At 32.9% G+C, this 25080-nt stretch carries 26 protein-coding genes and 1 pseudogene; 9 read left to right on the top strand and 18 right to left on the bottom strand.

The window, feature by feature from the left end:
- Nucleotides 1-8 precede the first annotated feature (8 nt).
- A complete protein-coding gene (locus ACHZK0_RS11530) occupies nucleotides 9-569 on the bottom strand; it encodes a helix-turn-helix domain-containing protein (RefSeq protein ID WP_063261085.1) in 561 nt (186 codons plus the stop codon).
- Nucleotides 570-740: 171 nt separating this feature from the next.
- Here ACHZK0_RS11530 and ACHZK0_RS11525 point away from each other — a divergent pair, with 171 nt between their 5' ends.
- Nucleotides 741-1628 carry a DMT family transporter gene (locus ACHZK0_RS11525; protein WP_395761572.1) on the top strand — a complete coding sequence of 296 codons (888 nt, stop codon included), beginning with the start codon at nucleotides 741-743 and terminating at the stop codon, nucleotides 1626-1628.
- A gap of 35 nt (nucleotides 1629-1663) precedes the next feature.
- Here the strand turns inward: ACHZK0_RS11525 and ACHZK0_RS11520 are convergent, their stop codons facing one another.
- The 3 genes from ACHZK0_RS11520 to catA form a co-directional block, all read right to left on the bottom strand.
- Nucleotides 1664-2176 (bottom strand): GNAT family N-acetyltransferase, encoded by a 513-nt coding sequence (locus tag ACHZK0_RS11520; RefSeq protein WP_270344042.1) that lies wholly within the window; start codon nucleotides 2174-2176, stop codon nucleotides 1664-1666.
- A gap of 145 nt (nucleotides 2177-2321) precedes the next feature.
- Nucleotides 2322-3266: a GNAT family N-acetyltransferase gene (locus tag ACHZK0_RS11515; RefSeq protein ID WP_395761711.1), complete on the bottom strand. Its 945-nt coding sequence runs from the start codon at nucleotides 3264-3266 to the stop codon at nucleotides 2322-2324.
- Between the two features lie 203 nt (nucleotides 3267-3469).
- The gene (gene catA, locus ACHZK0_RS11510; RefSeq protein ID WP_395761571.1) at nucleotides 3470-4120 is read right to left on the bottom strand and encodes a type A chloramphenicol O-acetyltransferase; all 651 of its coding nucleotides are present in this window, start codon (nucleotides 4118-4120) and stop codon (nucleotides 3470-3472) included.
- 199 nt (nucleotides 4121-4319) lie between these two features.
- Between catA and ACHZK0_RS11505 the strand changes: the two genes are divergently transcribed.
- Nucleotides 4320-4502 (top strand): DUF4021 domain-containing protein, encoded by a 183-nt coding sequence (locus ACHZK0_RS11505; RefSeq protein ID WP_063261091.1) that lies wholly within the window; start codon nucleotides 4320-4322, stop codon nucleotides 4500-4502.
- A 47-nt stretch (nucleotides 4503-4549) separates the two neighbouring features.
- On the opposite strand, the gene ACHZK0_RS11500 is transcribed toward ACHZK0_RS11505, so the two are convergent.
- The gene (locus tag ACHZK0_RS11500) at nucleotides 4550-6781 is read right to left on the bottom strand and encodes an MMPL family transporter (RefSeq protein ID WP_395761570.1); all 2232 of its coding nucleotides are present in this window, start codon (nucleotides 6779-6781) and stop codon (nucleotides 4550-4552) included.
- 124 nt (nucleotides 6782-6905) lie between these two features.
- Between ACHZK0_RS11500 and ACHZK0_RS11495 the strand changes: the two genes are divergently transcribed.
- On the top strand, nucleotides 6906-7523 hold the full coding sequence (locus ACHZK0_RS11495; protein ID WP_262743108.1) for a TetR/AcrR family transcriptional regulator: 618 nt from the start codon (nucleotides 6906-6908) through the stop codon (nucleotides 7521-7523).
- 101 nt (nucleotides 7524-7624) lie between these two features.
- On the opposite strand, the gene ACHZK0_RS11490 is transcribed toward ACHZK0_RS11495, so the two are convergent.
- The gene (locus ACHZK0_RS11490; RefSeq protein WP_395761569.1) at nucleotides 7625-8032 is read right to left on the bottom strand and encodes a GNAT family N-acetyltransferase; all 408 of its coding nucleotides are present in this window, start codon (nucleotides 8030-8032) and stop codon (nucleotides 7625-7627) included.
- Nucleotides 8033-8560: 528 nt separating this feature from the next.
- On the opposite strand from ACHZK0_RS11490, the gene ACHZK0_RS11485 reads away from it, so the two are divergent.
- Together ACHZK0_RS11485 and ACHZK0_RS11480 are read left to right on the top strand one after the other, a co-directional pair.
- Nucleotides 8561-9001, top strand: coding sequence for a MarR family winged helix-turn-helix transcriptional regulator (locus ACHZK0_RS11485; RefSeq protein WP_262742811.1), 441 nt, complete (start codon nucleotides 8561-8563; stop codon nucleotides 8999-9001).
- 38 nt (nucleotides 9002-9039) lie between these two features.
- Nucleotides 9040-9864 carry a class I SAM-dependent methyltransferase gene (locus ACHZK0_RS11480; protein WP_395761568.1) on the top strand — a complete coding sequence of 275 codons (825 nt, stop codon included), beginning with the start codon at nucleotides 9040-9042 and terminating at the stop codon, nucleotides 9862-9864.
- Nucleotides 9865-9975: 111 nt separating this feature from the next.
- Here ACHZK0_RS11480 and ACHZK0_RS11475 read toward each other — a convergent pair whose 3' ends face one another.
- The 4 genes from ACHZK0_RS11475 to ACHZK0_RS11460 all read right to left on the bottom strand — a co-directional run bounded on the left by ACHZK0_RS11475 (nucleotide 9976) and on the right by ACHZK0_RS11460 (nucleotide 12269).
- Nucleotides 9976-10446 (bottom strand): DMT family transporter, encoded by a 471-nt coding sequence (locus ACHZK0_RS11475; protein WP_395761567.1) that lies wholly within the window; start codon nucleotides 10444-10446, stop codon nucleotides 9976-9978.
- Between the two features lie 16 nt (nucleotides 10447-10462).
- Entirely contained in the window at nucleotides 10463-11158 is a 696-nt protein-coding gene (locus tag ACHZK0_RS11470; RefSeq protein ID WP_395761566.1) for a Crp/Fnr family transcriptional regulator, read from the bottom strand.
- A 19-nt stretch (nucleotides 11159-11177) separates the two neighbouring features.
- On the bottom strand, nucleotides 11178-11603 hold the full coding sequence (locus ACHZK0_RS11465; RefSeq protein WP_098374815.1) for a DMT family transporter: 426 nt from the start codon (nucleotides 11601-11603) through the stop codon (nucleotides 11178-11180).
- Nucleotides 11604-11783: 180 nt separating this feature from the next.
- Nucleotides 11784-12269 carry a DUF2798 domain-containing protein gene (locus tag ACHZK0_RS11460; RefSeq protein WP_262742803.1) on the bottom strand — a complete coding sequence of 162 codons (486 nt, stop codon included), beginning with the start codon at nucleotides 12267-12269 and terminating at the stop codon, nucleotides 11784-11786.
- Nucleotides 12270-12485: 216 nt separating this feature from the next.
- Between ACHZK0_RS11460 and ACHZK0_RS11455 the strand changes: the two are divergent.
- Together ACHZK0_RS11455 and ACHZK0_RS11450 are read left to right on the top strand one after the other, a co-directional pair.
- Nucleotides 12486-13087: pseudogene (locus tag ACHZK0_RS11455) on the top strand (DUF2441 domain-containing protein).
- A gap of 33 nt (nucleotides 13088-13120) precedes the next feature.
- A complete protein-coding gene (locus ACHZK0_RS11450; RefSeq protein ID WP_395761565.1) occupies nucleotides 13121-14062 on the top strand; it encodes a nucleoside hydrolase in 942 nt (313 codons plus the stop codon).
- 163 nt (nucleotides 14063-14225) lie between these two features.
- Here the strand turns inward: ACHZK0_RS11450 and ACHZK0_RS11445 are convergent, their stop codons facing one another.
- The 4 genes from ACHZK0_RS11445 to ACHZK0_RS11430 form a co-directional block, all read right to left on the bottom strand.
- Entirely contained in the window at nucleotides 14226-15092 is an 867-nt protein-coding gene (locus ACHZK0_RS11445) for an MBL fold metallo-hydrolase (RefSeq protein ID WP_395761564.1), read from the bottom strand.
- A 73-nt stretch (nucleotides 15093-15165) separates the two neighbouring features.
- Complete coding sequence (locus ACHZK0_RS11440; protein ID WP_262742800.1) at nucleotides 15166-15699, bottom strand: DUF6843 domain-containing protein; 534 nt, start codon at nucleotides 15697-15699, stop codon at nucleotides 15166-15168.
- Nucleotides 15692-16321, bottom strand: a complete 630-nt coding sequence (locus ACHZK0_RS11435) for an immunity protein Imm33 domain-containing protein (protein WP_262742799.1) — start codon at nucleotides 16319-16321, stop codon at nucleotides 15692-15694. The genes ACHZK0_RS11440 and ACHZK0_RS11435 overlap by 8 nt, the downstream gene beginning before the upstream one ends.
- Nucleotides 16322-16369: 48 nt before the next feature.
- Nucleotides 16370-17155, bottom strand: coding sequence for a class I SAM-dependent methyltransferase (locus ACHZK0_RS11430; RefSeq protein ID WP_395761563.1), 786 nt, complete (start codon nucleotides 17153-17155; stop codon nucleotides 16370-16372).
- A 134-nt stretch (nucleotides 17156-17289) separates the two neighbouring features.
- Between ACHZK0_RS11430 and ACHZK0_RS11425 the strand changes: the two genes are divergently transcribed.
- Entirely contained in the window at nucleotides 17290-18027 is a 738-nt protein-coding gene (locus ACHZK0_RS11425) for a ZIP family metal transporter (protein WP_270343781.1), read from the top strand.
- 83 nt (nucleotides 18028-18110) lie between these two features.
- On the top strand, nucleotides 18111-19811 hold the full coding sequence (locus ACHZK0_RS11420; protein ID WP_395761562.1) for a pyruvate oxidase: 1701 nt from the start codon (nucleotides 18111-18113) through the stop codon (nucleotides 19809-19811).
- Nucleotides 19812-19854: 43 nt separating this feature from the next.
- Here ACHZK0_RS11420 and ACHZK0_RS11415 read toward each other — a convergent pair whose 3' ends face one another.
- The 4 genes from ACHZK0_RS11415 to ACHZK0_RS11400 form a co-directional block, all read right to left on the bottom strand.
- Nucleotides 19855-20856 (bottom strand): ABC transporter permease subunit, encoded by a 1002-nt coding sequence (locus ACHZK0_RS11415; RefSeq protein ID WP_270343784.1) that lies wholly within the window; start codon nucleotides 20854-20856, stop codon nucleotides 19855-19857.
- 1 nt (nucleotide 20857) lies between these two features.
- Nucleotides 20858-21724: an ABC transporter permease subunit gene (locus ACHZK0_RS11410; RefSeq protein ID WP_395761561.1), complete on the bottom strand. Its 867-nt coding sequence runs from the start codon at nucleotides 21722-21724 to the stop codon at nucleotides 20858-20860.
- Nucleotides 21725-21778: 54 nt separating this feature from the next.
- Complete coding sequence (locus ACHZK0_RS11405) at nucleotides 21779-23050, bottom strand: MFS transporter (protein WP_395761710.1); 1272 nt, start codon at nucleotides 23048-23050, stop codon at nucleotides 21779-21781.
- 144 nt (nucleotides 23051-23194) lie between these two features.
- Nucleotides 23195-25078 (bottom strand): FtsX-like permease family protein, encoded by a 1884-nt coding sequence (locus ACHZK0_RS11400; RefSeq protein WP_395761560.1) that lies wholly within the window; start codon nucleotides 25076-25078, stop codon nucleotides 23195-23197.
- Nucleotides 25079-25080 lie beyond the last annotated feature (2 nt).

The following is a 25080-nucleotide window of genomic DNA, read 5'->3' as shown; positions in this document are numbered from 1 at the left end:
CTTTATACTCATCCTAAAGATGGCGTCAATACAAATAAAATATGATTAGATTCATCACTTTTATTTAAAAAACGATGTTTCACATTTGGCGGAATACGTACAACATCGCCTTCTTCTAAAAAATATTCTTTTCCTTCTAACTCCACATACACTTCTCCTTTCATGACAACAGCAATCTCTTCCTTATCTTCATGTGAATAATGACTTTCCGTTGTTTTTGCTTGTTTATTTAAATCCATCATTAACATTTCAATACGAGCTTTCATAAAATCCGGTGTTAATACATCATATACAATGTGATCATTGTTTTCCCGATATACTTTTTTTCGATCTTTTTTCTTAGAAATGAGTGAATCTGTATCGATTTCATTAATAAAAAGTGTAAATAATGGTACATTTAATGCTTTCGCAATTAATTCCAATACACTTAAAGAAGGATTCGCATGTCCTCTTTCAATTTGACTAATTAGTGACGTGCTAATCCCTGCATAATCAGCAAATTCACGAATTGTCATATTATTTTTCTTACGATAACTTAATACAGTTTGTCCGAGTCTATCATGGATCATAGTAAAAACTTCCTTTCGTCCATCATATTGCATCTTTCGCTGTCTTTGTGCTGACATAGTAAACAAAAGCAAATAATCCTTTCCTATCGTCTTAGGGACTTATATACTTACTTTTGTACATTATATCGTATTAAGTTTATTATAATAAACATTGTATCGGAGGAACAAACTGTGAAATCACCTATTCTTTCATATTGCATCTTATTTTTCGGCGTATTCGCCCTATCAACTTCAGCAATTTTTGTAAAATTAGCAGACGCTCCTGCGGCTATCGTTGCTTTTTATCGATTATTCTTTGCTGCACTGATTCTATTACCGTTATTACTATTTAATAAAAATAATCGAAACGAGCTAATAACAGTAACAAGAAGACAATGGGGATTCGGATTCATATCCGGGCTATTTTTAGCTGCACATTATGTACTATGGTTTGAATCATTACAATATACTTCTGTAGCGAGTTCTACAGTTATCGTAACGTTACAACCTTTATTTTCAATGATTGGTGGTTACTTTCTATTTAAAGAGAGATTTACGAAAGGAGCGGTTATTGGTTGCCTCATCGCTATTTCAGGAAGTATCGTCATCGGATGGCAAGACTTCCAAATTAGCGGAGAAGCATTATACGGAGATATTTTAGCATTTATTGCGGCCGGAATTATTACCGCTTATTTTTTCATTAGCCAACATGTTCGTAAAGATTTATCACTTATACCATATTCGGTAATTAGTTATGGAAGTAGCGCCTGTTTTCTCGGTATATTTGCCTACATGCAGCAAGAATCTTTCATCCATTACTCTACACAAACTTGGTTGTGCTTTATTGGCTTAGCTTTCATTGCTACGATTTTAGGTCAAACGATATTCAATTGGTTACTAAAATGGATGAGCGCTACTGTTATTTCTATGAGTATTTTAGGAGAAACGATTGGGACTTGTATACTAGCGTACTTTATATTAAATGAGACTATTTCTTTACAACAAGGACTAGGTATTACAGTTATTTTCATTGGTTTAGCATTATTTTTAATGCAACCAAAACTGCCGAATCGCAACTAACAAAAAAGCATGACAGTAAAATGTCATGCTTTTCACTATTCGTTATGTACGATTAAACCATCAGGTCTAAAACGACTCATCATTATTTCATTAATAAACTTTCCGTGAGCCTTCAAATTCCCTATCTTTACTCCCTCTTCTACAAATCCGAATTTTTCATATAGTGACTTCGCTTTCGGATTCGTTTCTAAAACACCAAGCTCTACTCGCTCTAACATTAACCAATTATCAGCTAAATCAAGCATTTTTGTAAGAAGTGCTTTCCCAATACCCTTATTATGATATTGACTATCTACCCCTATAAATAAATCACCCGAATGAGATCTACGGCCTGGACTTTGAGTTAACCCAACAAATCCAACAACTTCCCCATCATACTCTGCAACAAATTCAAATTGATTTGGCGCTAAATTTCGAATTCTATTTTCCATTGCATCTACACGCATACTAGGCAAGAAAACCATATAAGGTAAAACATCATCTTGTATGCATATACGGTGAATCGCTCTAGCATCTTGTATTTCTACCGCCCTTACTTTTATCCCCATTTTTTCTTCCCTCCATATTCATAACAATATATTCTCTATCCTCCTGCATAAAACCCCTTCTTTCCTTTATTTCTTTATATTATTTTTACATAATTATTTCGGCATAACATTAGATTTACGAACAGCTTATCTACATATATACCGGTTAATTTTTTACTTTATTATATAACGCAAGCAGCTTTTCAATTGGAATACCATTTACTTTCATACCGGTTATATCACAATTTTCTATTTCAACATTTTTCAAATTACTATTATGTATTACACTACCTTCTAACTCACAATTATCGAATATAATAGGTTCCTTCTCATCTCCAAGACTTGTATTTTTAAATTGAACTCCACCTAATGTCACCAAATTAAAATTACCACCAGAAAGATTTAAATCTGCAAATAAAGACCTTTTAAAATTGATATTTCTAAACTTAGATTGACCTACATTACAATTACTCATATTCAAATGCATTATATTACTACCAACAAATGCACTATTTTTTAAATTCACTTGATAATATTCTGTATTAACCAGATTACAGTTTTCGTATTGGCTATTTTTCAAATCTTTATTTTTAATTAGGTTCACTTCAGCTGTCTCTACATTGATTCTTTTTACATAACAATACTCGTCTTCAGATTTAAAAATTATTTCATAGCCCATTTTTTTATAAAAATGATGATTATTAAATTGTCTACTAGATGTTTCGAGATCCCAAATCCTTATGCTTGGATATTCCTCTTCTATTAAATTCATTACATATGATCCAATTCCTTTTCCTTGATACACAGGATCTACAAAAATACGATCAATTCGGCCATATGACTTACCTGAGATCGTAACTATAATGCCCCCGATTATTTTTCCATCCATTATCACTTTGTAACAATCCAATTCTTCAATCGAATATTTCATCATTTCAACTGAAGAATAACCTGGTGGTTGGATGTTATAGTCAATAACATCACCTTGACCGGATAGCCATCGTTTTGCTTCTTCATCAAATGTTTTTGTCATTATTTCTGTTAACTTTTCAGCATCTAAAATTGTAGCTTTTTCTATAGATATTATTGACATTTTTGTTTTCCCCTTTATTGTTACAAAATAATATGTTTTGTGAATGATACAGATATAAAATACAGAAAATTAAAACCAATCACCTTATTTACTATTAAACTACAAATCACCCTATATCTTCCACTATTTATTTATATTAATGAATAAAAAAGAGACCACGCTATATAAACATGTTCTCTTCTGTTTTTCATTTTCAATTGTGTATAATTAAAAATTAGATATTACTTAAGCCACTCGTTACAACTATTACTTAACTTCTGTAAATCCTCTATAAATCGACTCGCATGATATCCATCACAAACCGAATGATGAACTTGCAATGAAACTGGTAGCATAACCTTATTCTCTTCATTAAAATATTTCCCACAAGTTATAATCGGTAATAGAAAATCACCATCATTATTAATATTTAGATTAAATCCAGTAAAACTAGCCCAAGGTATGCTAGAAATCGGAAAAACATTTGGCGGAATATTCTCTTTCGTGAAGAGACCATGTACATTAGTATAGCATCTCATATCTTCTTCATAGTTTTTATAGAAAATGTGAAAATCACTAGAATAATCCGTCCATATACTTGAAAAAGATTTATCATCTTTATGGAAGGTTGTATAACTTGGTATCATTACCTCCCAATATCCTAAAACTCCTTCATCGTTAAAACATGTGCGAAATTCTTTATGATTATTTACTACTCTAGAAATTAAATATATAAAAACGGGATAAAATTTTATTCCCTTTTGATGTAATTCCTTTAATAACCTCGTAATATCAACATTCACAGTCACACTAAACGTACATTTCAACTTTAAATAATGTTCAAAATACTGCTCTCTATTCCAATTTTCTCTGTCAATTATATGAAACCTCATTTTAATAGCCTCCTACAATTTCATTTTATTTTAGAAGGCTAACTTTCTTGTTCTCACCACAATTTTTCACTCCTTTCAATTTAAATTTATCCTCAAGTTTTTATTTAATTATATAACATCTGCAAAAATCCGTTCACATATTTCTAGAAATACATCCACATACTATAAATAAATCAAATGAAATTCGGAGGATGCCTACATGAATAACAAAAATGTAAATAAAAAAGAAACTGTTACCGAAAACGCTACACCTATTCAAAATGATAATACTGCAAATCTTAATATCGAAGAACAAGCAATGAACGGCTTATATGGAATGCCAGAAACTACTATTGAAGATGCTGATCACACTGAAACTGAAGATTTAAATTCAAAAAATTAATGGACTACATAGAAGAAAGCCAAGGAACATATCCTTGGCTTTCTTAACTATGCATCCACCTTTTGTACTTCTTCACTCTTTCTTGAAAGCTTTCCTGGCCAAAAAGCAAAGCGTCCTAGAACAACTGTAATTGCTGGTACAAGTAACGGTCTAACAATAAACGTATCTAGTAGTACACCAATTGCAGTTACAATACCAAATTGAACAAGAACTTGAATTGGAAGTGTACCTAAAACCGCAAAAGTTCCGGCTAAAATTAAACCTGCTGATGTAATGACACTACCTGTTTGTATAACCCCATTTTTTACTGCATCCAAATGATTTTGTGTCTTTCTGTTTTTCCATATTTCTGAAACCATAAAGATATTATAATCTTCACCTAAAGCAACTAAAAATACAAATGCGTATAACGGTATTGCACCTTGAATGGCCGGCGCTCCCATACCATAATGAAGTAATAACCACCCTGCTCCTAATGCCGAGAAGAACGATAATACAACAGTTACAATTAAATAAATCATCGCAACAATTGATCGTAAGTAAACAAGTAACAATAACGCTATAATACTAATCATTACTGGAATGATAACTGATTCATCACGTTCCGTAATTTGCTTAGTATCATACAATGACGCTGTTTCTCCGCCAATCCATAGTTGATCTTCTGCATTATTAACCCCAGCATCTTTTAATACTTTTTCTACACTATTTTTCAATTTAGGAATTTGATCTAACGCTTCAATTGAGTATGGATTTTCAGCTAAAGAAACCTCATACATTTGTATTTGCTTATTTTCTTTACCCTCTTTTGGGTCTTTAACTGTATTTACAAAAGAAAATTTCTCTAGTTCTTCTTTTATAGGAAGCTCTTTTCCTTTCGTATCAACAACAACTTTTACTGGCGCTAGTTCACCAGCTGAAAAATGATCACTAATTAACGTAAACCCTTCACGTGAAGGCATATCTTTAGGGAACGATTCTAGTAAGTCATATGTGTATTGAATACGTGGTACAAATGATGCCAATCCACCTAATACAAATACAGTGAGCATTATTATTGTCCACGGTCTTCGTACTACAACATCTCCAAGTTTTTTACTAAAGGCACCTTTTGATTTTTTAACTTTTATGACTTTCTTTTTCTTTCTTACAAATTCTTCATTCATTGAAGCTGTTCTCGGTATAAATGGGAAGAATGCAGCTCTACCAAAAATTAATAATAACGCTGGTAAAATTGTTAAAGCAGCAATGCCCATTATGAATACAGCAACACTAAATGGTACTGCAAATCGATGAAAGGCACCATACTGAGCAAGTAATAATGTTCCTAATCCAAGTACAACAGTTAACGCACTCATTATAATTGCTCCGCCAGAAGCTTTAATTGCAAGTTGTAATGCCTTATATTTACTTTCTTCTTCTAGCAAGTATTCTCTATATCTCGAAATTAAAAATAGACAATAATCCGTCCCAGCACCAAACAATAGTACAGTCATAATTGATATTGCCTGAGCATCTACTTTAATCCATCCGTGATCAGCTAAAAAACCAAGAGTCGGACTAATAATACCGTATGCAAAGCCAACAACAAGTAAAGGTAAAATTGCTAAAATTGGTGAACGGTACAGTAAAATTAATAGGACTAATACGAGTAGTACAGTTGCAATTAATAATTTCACATCTGCTTGACTAAATAAACTAACTGCATCCGTTTGAATACCTACAGGTCCAGATAATCGAACATGTAAACCAGACTCACTTATTTTTTGTTTAAATGGATCTTCATCGACCTTACTATTCACTATGTTTCTTAAATCATCAAGATTTCCTTTTAATATATCTGTTCCAGCTGACTTGTTAAAGAATACCGGTGTAACAAATGATGTACCATCTTTTGATGCACTTTTTGATAATACTTGTTCCGGGATTGTATCAAATGGTGGTAACGTTGATTGTTCCTTTAAAGGACTAGCTTTTAACTCTTTATAAACATCTTGTATGAGCTTATAATCCTGTGACTGTAATCCACCATCTCTATACCATACTACCAACAACGGATTTCCTGCATTATTAGGAAATTCTTTTTTCATTAGTGCTTCCGCTTGCTGTGACATAGCTGTTTCAGGTAAATTTTTCGGATTAGGTTCTTTCGTACTGTTTACTTGTGGCAACGTAAATGAAAGTACTAATGTAATAAGAATCCATACCGATAAAGTTATCCATTGCGTATGCTTCCCTGCTACAAGCCTTCCTAACATATGTAACGGGTGCTTTTTCATAAAAATCCCACCTTCCCTTTTTTCCTCCAATATTAATTATATATACTGGTCGGTTAATTAATCAAGAATGAATAAAAATTTGTGTTATAATTATCTCAACAATACATGTCAGGAGCGAATGGATTTGGAACAAAAACAACGTCCTCTTGGAAGGCCACGTCAAAATAAAAATACAAAATCTAAAAAAGAAATGATTTTAGAAGTTGCAACTCGGTTATTTCTTACTCAAAATTATCAAGTCGTTTCCATGGATGAAGTCGCAAAAGTTTGTGGTGTTACGAAAGCAACCGTCTACTATTACTATTCAACAAAAGCCGATTTATTTACCGCTACAATGCTTCAAATGATGATACGTATACGAGAGAATATGCACCAAATACTCTCTACAAATAAAAACCTGGAAGAAAGATTATTGGACTTCGCTAAAGTCTACTTACATGCAACGATGGATATTGATATGAAGAATTTTATGAAAGATGCAAAACTGTCGTTATCTGAAGAACAATTGAAGCAATTAAAAGGCGCTGAAGACAACATGTATGAAGTATTAGAAAAAGCACTGGATCATGCAATGAAAATTGGAGAAATCCCGAAAGGAAACGCTACATTTGCTGCTCATGCTTTCGTATCTTTATTATCAATTGGGAATTTTAAAGATGAAAATCAAAATCCTATTCTTGCCAATATAGATGAATTAGCACAAGAAATTGTTTCTTTTTATCGGAACGGATTAGGTCATTAATATTAAATTAATTTACTTTAATAAAAGAGCATGTTTGAATTTTTTCAAACATGCTCTTTTATTAAAAAAATATATAAATAACCAAAAAAGAAGAATCCCCACTATCTTATTATATGTTTTGTCATTCCAACAGAAAATGTCTCAAATCCTATAGATTCATAATAAGATTGCAATTTTTCCACACACATAAGTTGGGGAATAACCTTGTTTTGTTCACAGTGCCGGATTAATCGCTTTACTATTTCTTTTCCGATACCTATGGACTGATACTCTGGCAATACACAAACACCACAAATAACACCCGTAATTACACCATCCGATATAATACGCCCCATCCCTACTAATTTCTTATCATCAAAAGCATACATTGCATACCAACTTTGTTTACACATTTGTTCTAACTCGTTAACCGTTAATTGAAGCGAATTCCATCCTAAAGATTCATATAACGCTAATAATCCATTGAAATCTGTCGGGTGTTCCATTGTGTAATTTATACTATTATTCATGTGAATACTCCTTATTTTCTCGTTTGTACTGCATAAAATTAGCCTTAATATGAAATTAACTTAAACAAACTTCCATAAGAACAATATAATTCCTTCTCAACATAAAATAAAAAGAAGTTAACTTCACCTCAGTTAACTTCTTTTATATAAATCTATCATTATTTTATCAACCAAAAATCATACAGCTACAAACGATCAGGACAAACAAAACTAATAAACTGTTTGAGAAATAACCCATAGAATACTACCCCTTTATTTCATTATGTAAAAGATTTTAACATAAAATTATTTACAACATAATAACTGAAAAAGACATTGCATGCATTACTTATTTGTATTTAGTAATATTTCCTTTCCGGTCATACTCTCCTCTCCTAAAAACATCTCTCATACTCTTCTATTTCAATTCATATAATTTTCTCAAAAAAAATATAGTAAACATTAATTTACTATAATAGATTAAATCATTTGATTTACCATTAAAATAGTAATAAAATAATTACTAAATGCATAAAGGAAGCGAAAATGATGACCCAAAACGAATTATTAAACGAATACATGAATTTGTTATTAAATATGTCAGGCACTTTCAAATTATTATCGGAAAAATCATCTGAATTTACACATATAGAACAACACGTAGTCGAATATATCGCACAACAAAAGATGCCTGTAAATTTAAAAATGATTGCCAGTTATTTAAACATTCCTAAACAACAATTAAGCGTAACAGTTCGTAATTTAGAATTAAACGGATACATTATAAAAAAACAAGATACGGTAGACAAAAGAGCTATATTAATCTCTCTAACAGAAAAAGCTGAAAAGGTACATTATGAGAGATGGAAACAAATATATAATAACTTTACTCAAAACCTTGAGAAACTAAGTGAAGAAGATCAACGTGATTTAACTTACGGATTGTATAAAACAAATAAAATGCTCTCAAAAATGTTACATAACGATTAAGAATACAAATAATTTTTCATTACATGGAGGACGGTTTCATGGTTAAAGATATAGATATACATTCAGTACAAGGTACGATGCTTATTCCGCTATGGGGACGTGCGTATGGAAGCGAGAACAATAAAGCTATTTTAGATGATACTGAGGCTATTCGTATTATTAAAGAATGTGATTTCGACTTCTCCTCAATAGCAAATACATTTGGTGAATACGGATGTATCACATACATTACTCGCGCACGAAAAATTGATGATACGATAAAAAAATTCATTATAAAACATCCAAATGCTACTATTGTAAATATAGGTTCTGGACTAGACACTACTTTTTCTAGAATTGATAACGGTACGATACATTGGTATAATCTTGATTTGCCCGATGCTATTTCATTTCGAAAAACATTAATTGAAGATACACCAAGAAACATGAGCATCGCTAAATCATTTTTTGATACCTCTTGGTTTGACGATATAAAATATAATCCAGACGATGGTATTCTTTTTATATCAGCTGGCGTGTTTTATTACTTTAAAGAAGAGGATTTGAAGAAAATCATAGTCGCTATGTCAAAACGTTTCCCTGGAGGCGAATTATACTTTGACGCTGAATCAAAATTTGCACTGAACCTTTCAAATGCTACTGTAAAGAAATCCGGTAATAACGGCGCAATGATGCATTTTTATTTAAACAATCCAAAATCAATAGCAAAATGGTCTTCTACCATAAAAGTATTAAGCTGCTCTCCTTTCTTTAAAGATATACCTACAAATAAAGAGTGGGATGGTAGTACGCGTATAATGATGAGAATTGTAAACTTAATAAAGATGTTGAAGTTTGTTCATGTGCAGTTCAATAGAAAATAAGTAAAGGAGACCTTAAGTTTTCAAGGTCTTCTTCACTTATTTTTCAACCGCTTTAGTTACTGACTTATAATTGTATTGTATAGATGTAAACTCTTCACAAAAATATATTCATTACTGCTTATCCGCATTTATAAGAATAGTTTTCTTACTCGAAAATAGATTTTTAAAAATTCCTATCCCCATAATTAATAGACCTATCCCAACTAATTTATTTATTTGCAATGGAATGCTCTCCATTCCAAATAATCCGAATGTATCAATACATAACGCAACAACTAATTGAGTAATAAGGCTAATTAACACCGTATACGCTGGACCTAAACTCTTTATTGCACCCATGATACAAATAATTAACCCGATGCCAAACAATCCACTTACATAAAACAAATAATTTGTAGTATACACTTTAATGCTAATACTGTGTTCTGTAATGATATAAAATAGAATAGAACTTATGAGACCTATTCCAAGAACACATGCTGTTGTTAACCACTGCCCTACATTTTCATTTACCTTTGCATTAAAAACAGATTGTAAGCTAATGAATACGCCAGCTATTATAGCTAAACTAAATCCAATCATATTCCCTCTCCCCTATTCATTGCTCATATATATTATTTTTAGCAACTTCCTTCATTCTAAAAAAATCTTTAATTACAATAATTCCATTTTTCTTTTCAATTAATTTTTCTTTATAAAATTTTTGTAACACTCGAATTACGTGCCGATAACTTACTCCTATAAAATCCGCAATACTTGACACTGAAGTTGCATCCAAATCTTCTTTATACATATTCCCGTTACTGTCAGTGGAAATAGAAAGTAAATAACTAGCGACACGTACTTCTACTGGATAAAGTAAATTAAGAGCTGTAAAACGAGTCGATATTTTTAACGTGTTCGCAATGTTATCTAGCAAGAACTTCATTAATTTAGGATTTTGTAAAAACTTATTTTTAATAACCGTATGAGAAATGGAGATCGCTACAACTTCTGAACAAGCTTCTACCGCATTATGCGCTTTGCTATTTTGTATGAATTCAATATCACCAACAACCGCTAATGGATTGATAAAACGAAGAATCAGTTTCTTTCCCTCTGGTGTAATCGTATAAACCTTTACTTTACCTTTAACAACAAAATATAAACGATCCATTTTGTCATCTATATTGCAAATAAGCTCGCCTTTTTCAAAATGATTTAATTGAAAATAAGCTGTATCTATTTCTGAAAAAATTTCAAGCATTTTATTAGTTTCCAAATAACGGGTAATTAAATCTGATCTTTGCTCCACTTTCATTTCCTCCTTTCATTTACATATTAAATACAACGATACCTAAAATCATTACTATTGTTCCCACAATATGATATCTCTCCATCTGTATCTTTTTCATTTGGAATAATCCCTTCATCTCAATAAAAGTTGCTGTTAACAATTGCGCAACCATAAGTGTCCCAGCTGTTACTGTAACTCCCATTGAACGTATCGCTATTGTTTCTGCACAAATAATTAACCCACCAAGTGCACCAGCTACTAAATATATTTTTTTCACATTCTTCAAATCCGCTATTTTCTCTTCTTTCTTTAACAAAAATATTGTTGTTGCAATAAGGAATCCAATAAAATGCGTAATAATACTCGTCGACCATATACCAATATGTGAACTAAGTTTCGCATTAAATGTGCCTTGAAGTGTAATAAATACGCCAGCTAAAACAGCAAATACAATGCCTTTCAAAAAATCATCTCCTAATCTTCTATTTCTGACTTAATTAAAAGCTATAATCCTATATAGGCAAAAGGACAAATGTCACATCAATATGAAAATAACTGCGAATGAACATAAAAAAATGCACCTCAAAATATTTGAGATGCATTTTCATTTTAATATCAATATATACAATTTAAATAATTATAACTACGCTACATTAACAGATTTCTTCTTCAAAACAAACTTTACAAATATGAAACGCACAAGCGGTCCCATAATAATTAATTGTAATGGATACGCCATAATGAAGTTTTTAATAAAAATCGAGAAATACATTGAAACAAATGATTCACCATGTAATCCATTATGAAAATACATCATAGCCATTCCGTAAAAAGACATAAAGAAAACCATTCCAATTACCATAGCTGTCGCCATCGCAATAATAATATTTACTTTATTCGATTTATCAAACGGTAACGCAAATACAAGTTTTTTCGCACAAGGCCCAACGATACATATTTCAATTAATAGTGCAATAATGAATCCGATTAGTAGTTCTAATACGATCTCCTTAATATGAATTGGTCCTCCTATTCCGTTCAGTATTAAATTATAAAACGTCATTACAATAACCATCCCAAGGCACATCATCATACCAAACTGGAGGTTTTCCTTTCTTGTTGTTGGCAATTTCTATCATCCTTTCTGTTTAAGTCTTTGTCATTATATCGATTGTGGAAACCTCTTCGTAAGTGAACATTTTGTGAACAAATTTAAAGCGTTATCATATTTTCTTTACTTACTGCTCAAATTCTTACTTTTATTTATGAAGGTTTTATATATCTCAATGTTGAATTATTAAATTTAACTTTGTAATACCTGATAGTTACTACTAGGAGGATAACCATGAATAAACAAGAGTTTTACGCATATCACATCGTAACAAGGAAAAAATGAAGATGGGACAAATCATTCATTTCGAAAAAAATCAAACGAATACCCTCTTTCATTTCTTTTTTGAAAGAGAACATTTAAATTCTAACGGTCAAGATACTATGCAAATTTTAAAAGAACATTATACAAATGAAGGATTACTTATAAAGAATGAAAACGCTAAAGTAGTTATGAATTATATGGATCAAACAATTAGAGCGGTTAGAGAAACGATTGTAGAAATGGTAAGACTACAAGAATTCCCTGAATACCCTTCCCGATTATCTTGTTTATATGCTGCAAAGAGCTATGGAGATACTTTAAAATGGAAAGCATTATTTGATTCTTACAATCGAGAAGTTTTACAGATTGTTAAACTACGAGTAATTGGACATTGTTTTGAAGGTGACGGAAATCTTTTACCGAAAGAAGATGGTATTCCTTTTTCTCAAAAAATTGAACAAGCTAGAGAGTATTGGAGAGGAAACGTTAGTAATGAACTTCCTGAGTTACTGATCAATGGAAAAATTGAAGTGGTGGAAATTATTGATGATTTTTCTGCAATTCATATCTAATTCCAAACTAAATCGTATAGGATGGAGATTATAATGGGGAAAAAAGTGTACTTCAATCATGATGGTGGTGTAGATGATTTAATTTCACTATTTTTACTACTCCAGATGGATAATGTCAAACTTACAGGTGTTTCAGTTATCCCTGCAGATTGCTATTTAGAACCAGCATTGTCTGCAAGTCGCAAAATTATTGATCGCTTCGGCAAAGGAAATATTGAAGTAGCTGCATCAAATTCCCGTGCGAAAAATCCATTTCCAAAAGACTGGCGGATGCATGCATTTTATGTAGATGCTTTACCAATTTTAAATGAGTCTGGAAAAGTTGTAACACCTATAGCGGCAAAACCTGCACATCACCACTTAATTGAAACCCTACTACAAACTGAAGAGAAAACAACTTTATTATTTACAGGTCCGCTTACCGATTTAGCGCGTGCACTATATGAAGCACCTATAATCGAAGAAAAAATTGAGCGCCTTATTTGGATGGGAGGCACATTTCGTACTGCCGGCAATGTACATGAGCCAGAACATGATGGAACAGCTGAATGGAATTCGTTTTGGGACCCTGAAGCAGTAGCTCGTGTTTGGGGATCAAAAATTAAAATTAACTTAGTGACACTAGAAAGTACAAACCAAGTTCCGTTAACTATAGACATACGTGAACGTTGGGCAAAAGAGAGAAAATATATTGGTATTGATTTCCTTGGTCAATGCTATGCAATGGTCCCTCCTCTCGTTCATTTCTCAACGAACTCTACTTACTATTTGTGGGATGTATTAACTGCTGCCCTTATCGGGAAAACTGACCTTGCAAAATTACAAACAATTTATAGTATTGTTCATACATATGGACCTAGCCAGGGGCGTACAGTGGAAACTGTTGATGGACGACCTGTAAATGTAGTATTTGATGTACACCACAATGCATTTTTCAGCTATATAACTGAATTAGCGAAGAAAGCTTCTACTTGAACCACTATCTATGCGAAAAATAAATAGAGAGACATCACTTCATACTTTGAACCCCATATTTAGAAATTGGTTGAAACCAGCTATTTAACCATTGAAAAGAGTATTGAATTAAATTTCAATACTCTTTTTGTACCGTACAATTATATTTGATTCATGTAGTGTCTTACTGATTATCCATTTCATAACCATTTACAAAAAACGTTATTGTTTCTAGTTCATCTTCATTTAATTCTCTATCTACGTCTCGTTTATACGCTGCCTTTATGCTCTCTTCATCGCCTTTATGAATTTCTGTATAAGTTCCCACTGTTTTTAACAAATGCATTTCTTGTAAAAACTCAGCCCGACTTATAGCTGTCCCATGAGAAAGAATATAGGTTTCAGCATCAAATGCCTCCAACTCTTCTATTAATTTAAACGTTCGTTTCGTCGTATAGTTCCACTTTGAAGAAAAGATATCTGCATATATACAGTCTCCTAAAAATAATATCTTTTCTTCTTTCACGTAAATAACAACTGAATCATGTGCATGATCTCCGCCGACATGTTTTAACACGCATGTCACTTCACCAAGGTCTAATTCAATTTGATCCTGGAACGTTAAGGTCGGGGGAATGATTTTAATATTTCTTGCTTTTTCTTCAAACTCTTTTTTGATGCAATCCGCACAAAATGCAATTTCAGTACCCTCTTTTACGCGTGCATCCAACGCTTCATCTGTCCATTCATAAGATACTAATGACTGCATTTCTTTTTTCGTTTCAGCATGCGCAATAGTTAATGCATCTTGTAGTACAGGCAATCCAAAAATATGATCCCAGTGCCAATGCGTTAATGCTACGAAGTTAGGTTTTGATACATTCTTTTCTTGTAGCATTTCTAGAAATAATTGTGTATGTTCTTCTGAATTCCCTGCATCAATCATTACCGTTTTTTCTTGTCCAACGACCATTCCTAATATAGGTCTATCTGTTTCAGAAACAGGTGTCATATACCAAAATGAGTTTCCTATTTTTTTAATTTGTTGCATAATTAGCTCCTCCATTTACTACTATTCTCTTCAATTTATACTACTTATAAATTTCTTCCATCTAACATACTTACTATTTCACTTTATTCATATATTGCTCTTGTACATGCTGCATTAAATCTCTCATCTTCTTTTCAGCAGGATGTTCCTGGTTCTCAGGTACCTCTCTACCATTTGCTGAAAATTCTTGAGAACATGCTGTACGAGTTACTTCTAAGTTTGCAAGTGGGAATTCCCATGAATTTTCGGTTCTACTTCCAGTTGAAGCAAGGCGTATACAGCTAGAATCAAGCTTCGTACGCTTCCCTTCTTTATTTACTGTGTAATATATATCATTCACTGTACCATATTTCATATTTTGTGTAGATGTCACAGCAATACCGTCAGCTGAAAAAGTAACAACACTAAATCCATCTTCTTCCTGTAACGTCTCAGCACCAGGTACGTTATATAGTACAATCAAATCCCCTTCGTATTCTTCAGGAATTACGTAAATTGTATCTGTAGTTTCTTTACCAAAACTGATACATCCACTTAAAAATAACGTTAATATGATTCCGAAACAAAATGTACTTTTCTTTACAAAGTAGTAAATTCTTCTATCCATTTAAATACGCATCCCAATCATAGTCTTCAATCTTATAAAATTCACCTTCATCATTTCTTTCATATGCACATAAAGGTGGTTCCTCAAGAAAGTTTAAAATAGAATCATCTATATTCAAAATAACTCCAATTGAAATAATTTGAAAGTTTTTAGGATTATTTACATAATCACCACTTTCATAGCCACTTAAAATTGACCAATCTGGATCGTCCTCTGCTGTTGAATTATCTTTAAGCATAAAGTTAAATTCTCTTTTTTCAAGTACATCATCACTAACAATTACCTTCGCATCAAAATAGAAATCCCAATCACTTGAAGCTGGGTCATCATATTCCGTATCACATATATTTTCAATTCCAAATGAAATTGTATCACCTATTTTTAAATCTATACGATACGGATTATTGTCCAGTTCTCCTACAAATTCCTTCTCATTTTTTTCAGTAATTTCAACCCACATTCTTTCACGATGAAACCCATCTTCTTCCTCATTTTTAGATACAAAAATGAGTTTTACCAAATCTCCAACCTTTAATTTCTCCAAAACATCTGTACTAGGAAGGTAGAATGTATAAGGCGCTTCTTTATTTAATTCATAAACATTATCTAAGTACCAGGGCATCTTTTTCTCTCCTTAAAAGCTTCTTGCACTCTTAATATAAAACTAACACTATTTTTTCCGGCAAACTACTACCATAGAATAGCAGTCTTCCCCTAACTCATTTCCTTCCCAATCATTATATATATGTAATAATTCAAATCCATTCGCTGCTAATAATCTGTCTAACTCCTGCGGATATGTATAGCGAAGATCAATCGTTGTTTTCAGTTCCTCTACTTGCCCATCATCCTCATAAAAACTTCTTGTTGTTATATAGTGCTGTATTTGCTGAATTGAATCATATGTCATTTCAGTATATAAATCACATTTTCTTCCCTTTTCATCACTAATAGTTGTCCAATATTCTTCTGTAGATGGTTGTATTAATTCTTCTTTTGAAGGAAAACGTGTATCGAATATAAATATACCATTATCAGCTAACACATGATGAATAGATGTTAATAAATTATTTTGATCAGTATTCGTAAGAAAATGCTGAAATCCGTGGCCAACCATAAATGCTAACGGAATCGTTTCTTCAATCTTTAATTGTAAGCAGTCTTGTTGTAGCCATTTTACTTTTTTACACTCCGTAGACTTTCTCTTCGCTTCAGCAAGCATACCTTCATGTATATCTACGCCAATCATTTGATATCCGTTTTCGATAAATGGAATTGTAACCCTTCCTGTTCCGCAGGCAATATCTAGAATCCATTCATTTTGTATACTTAGTTTTTGTGCCCATGATTGTAAAAACGGAAAATCTGACAAACTTTTATTTTCTATATCATATCGTTTTGGATTTTCATATTCAGATAGACTCCATTTTATTTGCAATTGTATTCCCCATTTCATTTTCCACCTAAATTTAATATATAAATTATAACGAATTATTAGTTTTTTCTCTATAATCAAACACAATTACTTGGACTAATCTAACTTTCCTTTTCGTAAGCTAAAAATAAGTGGAAGAATCGGAGTGTGATATGATGGAACGATTATGGATTCCTATGATAGTTACATTTTTTTCATTAGGTGGATTACTATTAGGCGGTGCTGTCGGCATTGCTACGCGTCAGCTAATTGAAGAAAAAATGCATCGTTTATATGCATTATGCGGCGGAATTTTGCTCGGGCTTTTATCCCTTGAGATTATTCCCGAAACTTTTGCAAGCTATGAAATAATTGGCCCTATGCTCGGTATAGCTATCGGTATTTTAGTTATGAGCTTATTAGATAACTATTGTCATCATCCAATGATACATAAAAAAGATCAACAAGCATGGCAAACTTTCCTTTTTCTTTCTTTTGCTATATTTATTCATAATTTGCCGAGTGGCTTTGCACTAGGTACAGCATTTATAAATCATAATGATTCTGCCATTCCTTTCTTACTTGCGATTGTAATTCACCATATTCCTGAAGGATTAGCTTTAATTATCCCCTTCCTCTTTACAAAACATAAATATATTTCCTTTTTATTAACAACTTTATTACTTTCCCTTATCCTCGGTACCGGTACTGTTTTTGGCATTTTGATGGAAGGAAAAGCCCTACATTTGCAAGGACTCATTATGGGGAGCGCTATCGGTTCCCTTGGCTATGTTACAATTCATGAAATGCTTTGGAAGGCAAAGAAACAGCTCTCTTTCCTTTCATTTCTTACGTGGGCTACTAGTGGATTTTTACTTATAACAGTATTTACACTATTTACTGGTCACCATTAAAACTAATATATTTTATCATTTGTATATTTTTCCTTTTTCTCCAAAACATAATAGTAACTACCTATTATAAGGAGGAAAAAATTATGTTTGAGAAAACAGCCGGTGAAGCACTAGTTGACCTATTAATTGACTGGGGAGTAGAACACATATACGGAATGCCTGGAGATTCTATCAACTCTATCATTGAAGCTTTAAGAAAAAAACAAGATAAAATTAAATTCATTCAAGTTCGCCATGAAGAAGCTGGTGCACTAGCAGCAGCTGCCTATGCTAAGTTAACAGGGAAACTTGGTGTTTGTATGGCAATTGCAGGACCTGGAGCTATTCATTTATTAAATGGTTTATATGATGCGAAACTCGATAAGGCTCCTGTGCTAGCAATTTCAGGTCAAGTAGAAACTGATTTACTCGGGACGGATTTTTTCCAAGAAGTAAACTTAGAAAGATTGTTCGATGATGTCGCGGTTTATAACCAGCGCATTATGTCAGCAGAACAGCTACCAGCTGTCGTGAATCAAGCGATTCGAATGGCTTATACGAAAAAAGGGGTATCCGTTCTTACAATTCCAGATGATGTTCCGAAATTCGAAGTAAAAAGTGGTGCTCGTGTTACAAATACTTCTTTTACATTACCTGAATTATTTCCGCAAGAAGAAGATTTACATGCTGCCAAACTCGCAATAAATGAAGCGAAAAAGCCTGTTATTTTAGCTGGAAAAGGTGCGAAACATGCGAGAGAATCTTTACTTACATTCGCGGAACACATTGGTGCTCCAATCGTACTTACATTACCAGCTAAAGGGATTATCCCTGATGAACATCCACTTTGCATCGGTGGATTAGGATTAATTGGAACGAAACCTTCTTATGATGCAATGAAACATGCAGATACTTTAATTATGGTTGGTACTTCTTATCCGTTCACCGGTTTCTTACCCGAAAAAGCAAAAACAATCCATATCGATACTGATCCTGCCCAAATCGGAAAACGTTACGTTACAGATATCGGCTTAGCTGGTGATGCTGATAAAACATTAAAATGGTTATTTAAAAATGTAGAAAAACACGAGGACCATTCCTTCTTAGAGCATCATCAAGAAATGATGAAAAAGTGGGAGGAAAAATTACACGATCAAGAAGACGATACTTCTACTCCAATTAAGCCACAACGCGTTATGCATGCACTGCAACAAGTAGCTCATGATGATGCAATATTATCAGTCGATGTCGGAAATGTAACCGTTTGGACAGCAAGGCACTTCCGTATGAAAAATCAGCAATTTATTATTTCTAGCTGGCTCGCAACACTTGGCTGCGGTTTACCTGGTGCCCTTGCTGGAAAAATTGCTTTCCCGGATAAACAAGTATTTGCTGTTTGTGGTGATGGTGGTTTCGGAATGACAATGAACGATTTCGTAACAGCTGTTAAATATAAACTGCCAATCGTTGTCGTCGTATTAAATAATAATAAAATCGCCATGATTAAATTCGAACAAGAAGTTATGGGGAATATCGAATTTGGTACAGACTTAACTAACCCTGATTTTGCAAAATACGCAGAGGCGTGCGGAGGTATTGGATACCGTGTTGAGAATGTAGATGAACTACTTCCTGCTTTCGAAAGTGCGGTAAAGCAAAATAGACCGTGTATTATTGATGTTGTTGTTGATGCTAACGAAGCACCAATGCCAGCAAAAATCACCTTTGGTCAGGCCGCTGGTTATACGAAGCATATGATAAAAGAATTATTTGAAGAAGGTAAGATTGATTTACCACCACTATAAACAAAAAAGATAGCTGAAAACGATTTGTCTTCAGCTATCTCTTTTATTTTTGTATCTCTCTATAAAAAGAAAAATCATTTACATTAGTTTGTACTCGTTTTTCTTCCTTTACTTCTTTATCCTTACTCTTAGGTATTTTTACATTTCCTAATTTAATCGCATCTTGCATACTATTACTAATTAGATTGCCTGACAAGATCGTCATACTATAGAAAGCAATTGGTATAAGTACTATCCATGTATGTGTAGTTAAATGGCGGAAGTTTTGACCAATTAGGCCAGTCCATTCTTTTGTTACACTATCTGCATCTAATCCAAATAATATCGTTCCTCCAAAAAATAACTTAAGTAATCCAAGATGCAAAAGAAGCAATAGTACACTCACAAATTGTTGCGCTACTAATAAAAGAAATGATGGTAATATATGCGGCCATATATGGCGCTTCAACCTATGCCACTTACTTCCGCCGAGCACAGTAGCTGCCAACATAAATTCTTCTTTCTTAATACGCTTTACTTCTTGCGCTACATACAACATAACCGTCGGTACCGCAAGACATACAAGAACTATAATTTGAAATGCCACACGCAAATACAACGGCACAACTTCTGCTCCACTATCAAACGTTAAAACTTCATTTAGCATAAAATAAGAAATCATAACCATCGGTACAATACTAAAAGGATCAAAAAAGGATGAAATAACTGGAAAAGAACGTTTACCATACATACCAAGAAGTAAACCAATTCCCCCTCCAACTATAACTCGTAATATCGCTATAATTATACTCGCTCCAACTGTCCATTTCGCGCCTTCTATTATTAATTGAACAAGATCGCGACCTTTCACATCACTTCCAAACCAAAATTTACTTGATGGTGAAAATGGAGCTGCCTCTAGTTCCCCTTTTTCGTTATACATCATCGTGAGTTCACGAATATTCCCATCAAAAAACACCGTATATCCAATACTAACAATCATTAGTACACTCAAAAAAGTAATACCTACCCAAAATCTCACATCTCTTTTTACAACTTGCCACATGTTACACACGCTCCTTTATCACATTTTGTAAAAGCGTATGTAATATACGAAATAGTATAAAAAGCGGTACATATAATATTACTAGACTCACTGTAAATATTTCTAATTTAGAATTTTCTTTTACAAAAACAAACATACCATATGTATTAAATATCCATTCAATAATATATAAATTGGAAAGCATAAATAAAATATTTGTTTTCGCATAATAAATTGTCGTCAATAAAACATTTCTTGAAATATGATGTGTCAAAATATGCCGTAAGCTTAGCCCTTTACTCTTGGCAAACAAACTATATTCCTTCTCTAATTCTTCTTTAAATCGTAATAACAACAGTTTAATAAACAATAATGTTGTTGGTATTGTAAGACATATAATCGGTAACAAACGTATCCTTTCTTCCCCTAATCCAGCTAGTTTGACCGGCATAAATCCTGTTTTTTGAAAAAGAATTACAACAAGAAGTTGCGATAATAAAATAAGTAAAATATCCGGTATACTCTCAAGTGTAAGAAAGATCCCGTTCCACATTTTCTGTTTCATATGAGAACGTTGCAATACCCAAACGACAAGTATATACGCTATAAGCAAAGATAGTAAAAACGCTGATAGAAATACAATCATCGTTTCAATGTAATGAATCCATATTTGCGGAAATAATTTTCTTGAGTCCCGAAATCCATATGTAATTTCACCTGGTTGAAGTAACTTCTCTCCAAGAAATACAATCGTGTTCCAAAAACCGATTAAATCAATTTGCAATCCCTTAAATAAACGCGGCAGCGCACCTAGACAAATTATACATAAAATTGCAGCTACTAGTTGTAAACAAGTAATGCCACACCATTTAGCAATTCGCATCAACATAACGATTTCCCCTTACCGTTAGATAGAATATTCAGAATTCAAAAACCACATATATTACATCTCTTCAGCTATACTTTGCACCCGTTTCTTCCCACTAGGTAAAATAGTTTGATATAAACACGTAACAAAAAATAATAAACCAAATAAAATAATAAACAACGTATCTGCACGAATCCATTTCGGGAACAACATCGCTATCGCACCGAGAGATAACAGCTGGAATCCTGTCGTTAATGGACTAAGTAAACTTTGAACACGTCCCATGAATGATTCTTCTACAATTTCATACATCCAGCCCATGATTGCAACATTAATAAACGGTAAAAAGAAAGTCGCAAAAGCGATACATACATAAAAAGACCATACTTGGTTTACAAAGTAACACATACCGAAAAAGACCCCTGAGCCCGCCATACCAAAGACAATAATAGACTTGGGTGCATATTTCATCCCTACACTTGTTGCTACTATACTTCCAATTAGTAATGAAATCCCTCCAACTACACCGCCCACCATCGCTAAACTTTCATACGTTGCTGGTGCTAATTTATATTTTAATATGTAAGTTGTGGACACGCTTAAAATACCATTTAATAGTCCAAACACGATAAATCCTAAAAGTAATTTTTTTAAAGTGTCATTTTGATATATGTACTTGATCCCTTCTTGAAACTCTGTTATTAACATTTTCAAATTAACTTCTTTCCATTTTGTTCTACCGTTTGGCAAACGCACTTTTTCTGGAATGGAGATCGTTTGAATCAAAATACCACTCATAATAAAAGTGAGCGTATTTACTAAAATACTCCCGTATATTCCAAAAGTCCAGTACACCATCGTTGCAATTCCTACACCAAACAAAGCATACAAACTATTCACCATTTGATTCACACCTGCTGCTGCACCGTATTGGTCGGCTTCAACTACTCCCTGTATCATCGACTGTTCTGATGGAGAGAAAAATTGTATACATGCATTTTCCAAAAATAAAAATATAAAGACGAGTATAATCATCCCGTAATAAAGCGAAATTAGAATTCCGATATTACATAGCGAACAACATATGTTACTTACCGTGCATATACGCTGTCTATCAAAACGATCCACTACTGTCCCTACTAATAGAAAAAAGATTAATGCAGGTAATGCCATCATAATTTGTGTCATCGTTGCGTAAACTGGTTGTTTTCCGTATTGATCTAGCAAATAAAACATTAAAGAAACTCCAGCAATCATAGAACCGAGTCGCTCTAAAATATTTGCTAGAAAAAAACGTGCATACACTTTGTTGCGAAATAACTGTAGCATTTCTTTCATACTTAATATCCTTTCTCTCGACAAAATTTTATTAATCTAGTCATTTCTTGGAAGTTATATTATATTTTTCGACTATTATCCAATCTTTTCCTTCTATATAGAGAACATTATAAAAAGACTCTTGTCATTTATACAAGAGTCTTTTTTCTTAAACTATTTCGCTACTTCTTCTTTCGGCATTACCATACCTTTATAAAGTTGGACGGTAATCCAGTAATAAATGAAATAAATGACTAAGAAAATCCCGATTGGCACCCACACCTTTACAAACGGGTCGACTAGTATAAAGCTGAATAAGTTAAGCCCTACTAACACGTGTGAAATTCCAATGATTGCTGGGAAGATAAATAAATATGAAATTTCTTTATATATACTTTTTATTAACATACTACGTCTCACACCGATTTTTCGTAACATTTCATAACGGCGTACATCACGAGATGCACCTGTTAATATTTTGAACATTAGCGAACTTGCCATCATTGCTAAAAAGGCAATTCCAAGGAAAAATCCCATAAACATTGTTCCACTCATGAAACTGTTCATAAACTGATAAATTGTCATTTTTGTATATAGTTCTACTTTTGTACCTGTTGTTGTTTCAATTAATTCTTTTTGCCTCTTATCTATATCGAGCAACAATGGTTTATATTTTTTCATATCATCTACTATTGCTAATGTTACACTATGTTCCGTTCCTTGAACTGCTTTGTAGTGTTCTTCATCAGCAATTCTTACAGGTTTTCCGTTAAATTGATTATGTGTAATTTGTATTTCTCTTACAACTGCATCTTCCCAATCTTTTGGCATACGAGGCAGCTTATTCGCTGCTTCGGGAGCTTCCAAAGCAGAATATACAGGTTCAGTTAAAGATTCAGCCACACGTTTACGAGCAGGCTCTTTTAAAGTTTTTGTATCAAAGTGATCGGAAACAAGTGGTGGTTTCGCAGTTAAGTCGTTACGTAAATAATAAACCGCTTCTCCATCTACTTTATACTTGTACTTACTTTCTTCAACAATTTTCATTTCTTTTAAAGCCGCTTTATCTTGATCATTTGGATCATGAATTACAACATCATATACACGAGAAAAGTCTGTCATAATGCCGACATTTTTTTGAAACGCCATACCTGCTGTCATTGCTCCTGCACCTAATGCAATTAACATCGCTACCGTACCTAATACTCTTGATAAACTATTTACGCGAAAGCGTAACTGTGCATATGTAAAACTATTTAAGCCCGTTTCATTTCGTTTTTTATTCCCTTTAATTTTCATCACAAAAAACGGGAGCAATGAACTAAAGATAAAATATGTTCCAAGTGTTGTAACGATTGTCGCTATTATAAAACCAAGTTCGGCATATGTTTTTATATTTACCATAAAGTAGTATCCTGTACTTACTAGCAATATACCGAGTACTGTCATTATAATAATACGAGTTTTACTTTTCTTCACTTCATCTAGTGTTTCATCTTCACGAATTAACTCTAGTTCTGTTTTGCGTAATAACCGGATGCTATTCATTAAACCAGTAATAAAAAATAGTATTAAGAAGAAAATAGCTGTAACTAAGATTGCTGGTGTATATACAGATGAGTAACTACCTTTCGCTGAAATTTCCATACCATTCATTAAAAAGTTTCCTGCTACACTTGCAAGTAACATCCCTACTAAAATCCCGATAATAATACTGACAATACCCATACCGAATGTTTCAATAAATAATAATTGCGCTACTTTTTTCTTTTTCGCACCGAGCATCATGTACATACCCAGTTCTTTTCTTCTTAATGTGAGCAAGAAAGAATTGGCATATATAATATAAAATACAGTAATAAACGATAATAGGATGGCGCCTACCCAGAATACGAGTCTAATACTACTAATAAGACTATTTTCCTTCGTAAATTCACTATTCATCGCCATCGTTTGGAACATGTAGAAGATACTAATACTAATAACGAGACCAATAAGTAAAACCATATAATCTTTTAACATTTTTTTCATACTATGACGTGATAATTTGAATAACATCG

Source organism: Bacillus sp. 3G2 (genome assembly GCF_044324725.1).
GTDB lineage: Bacteria > Bacillota > Bacilli > Bacillales > Bacillaceae_G > Bacillus_A > Bacillus_A mobilis.
This window is presented reverse-complemented; position numbering and strand designations above follow the sequence as displayed.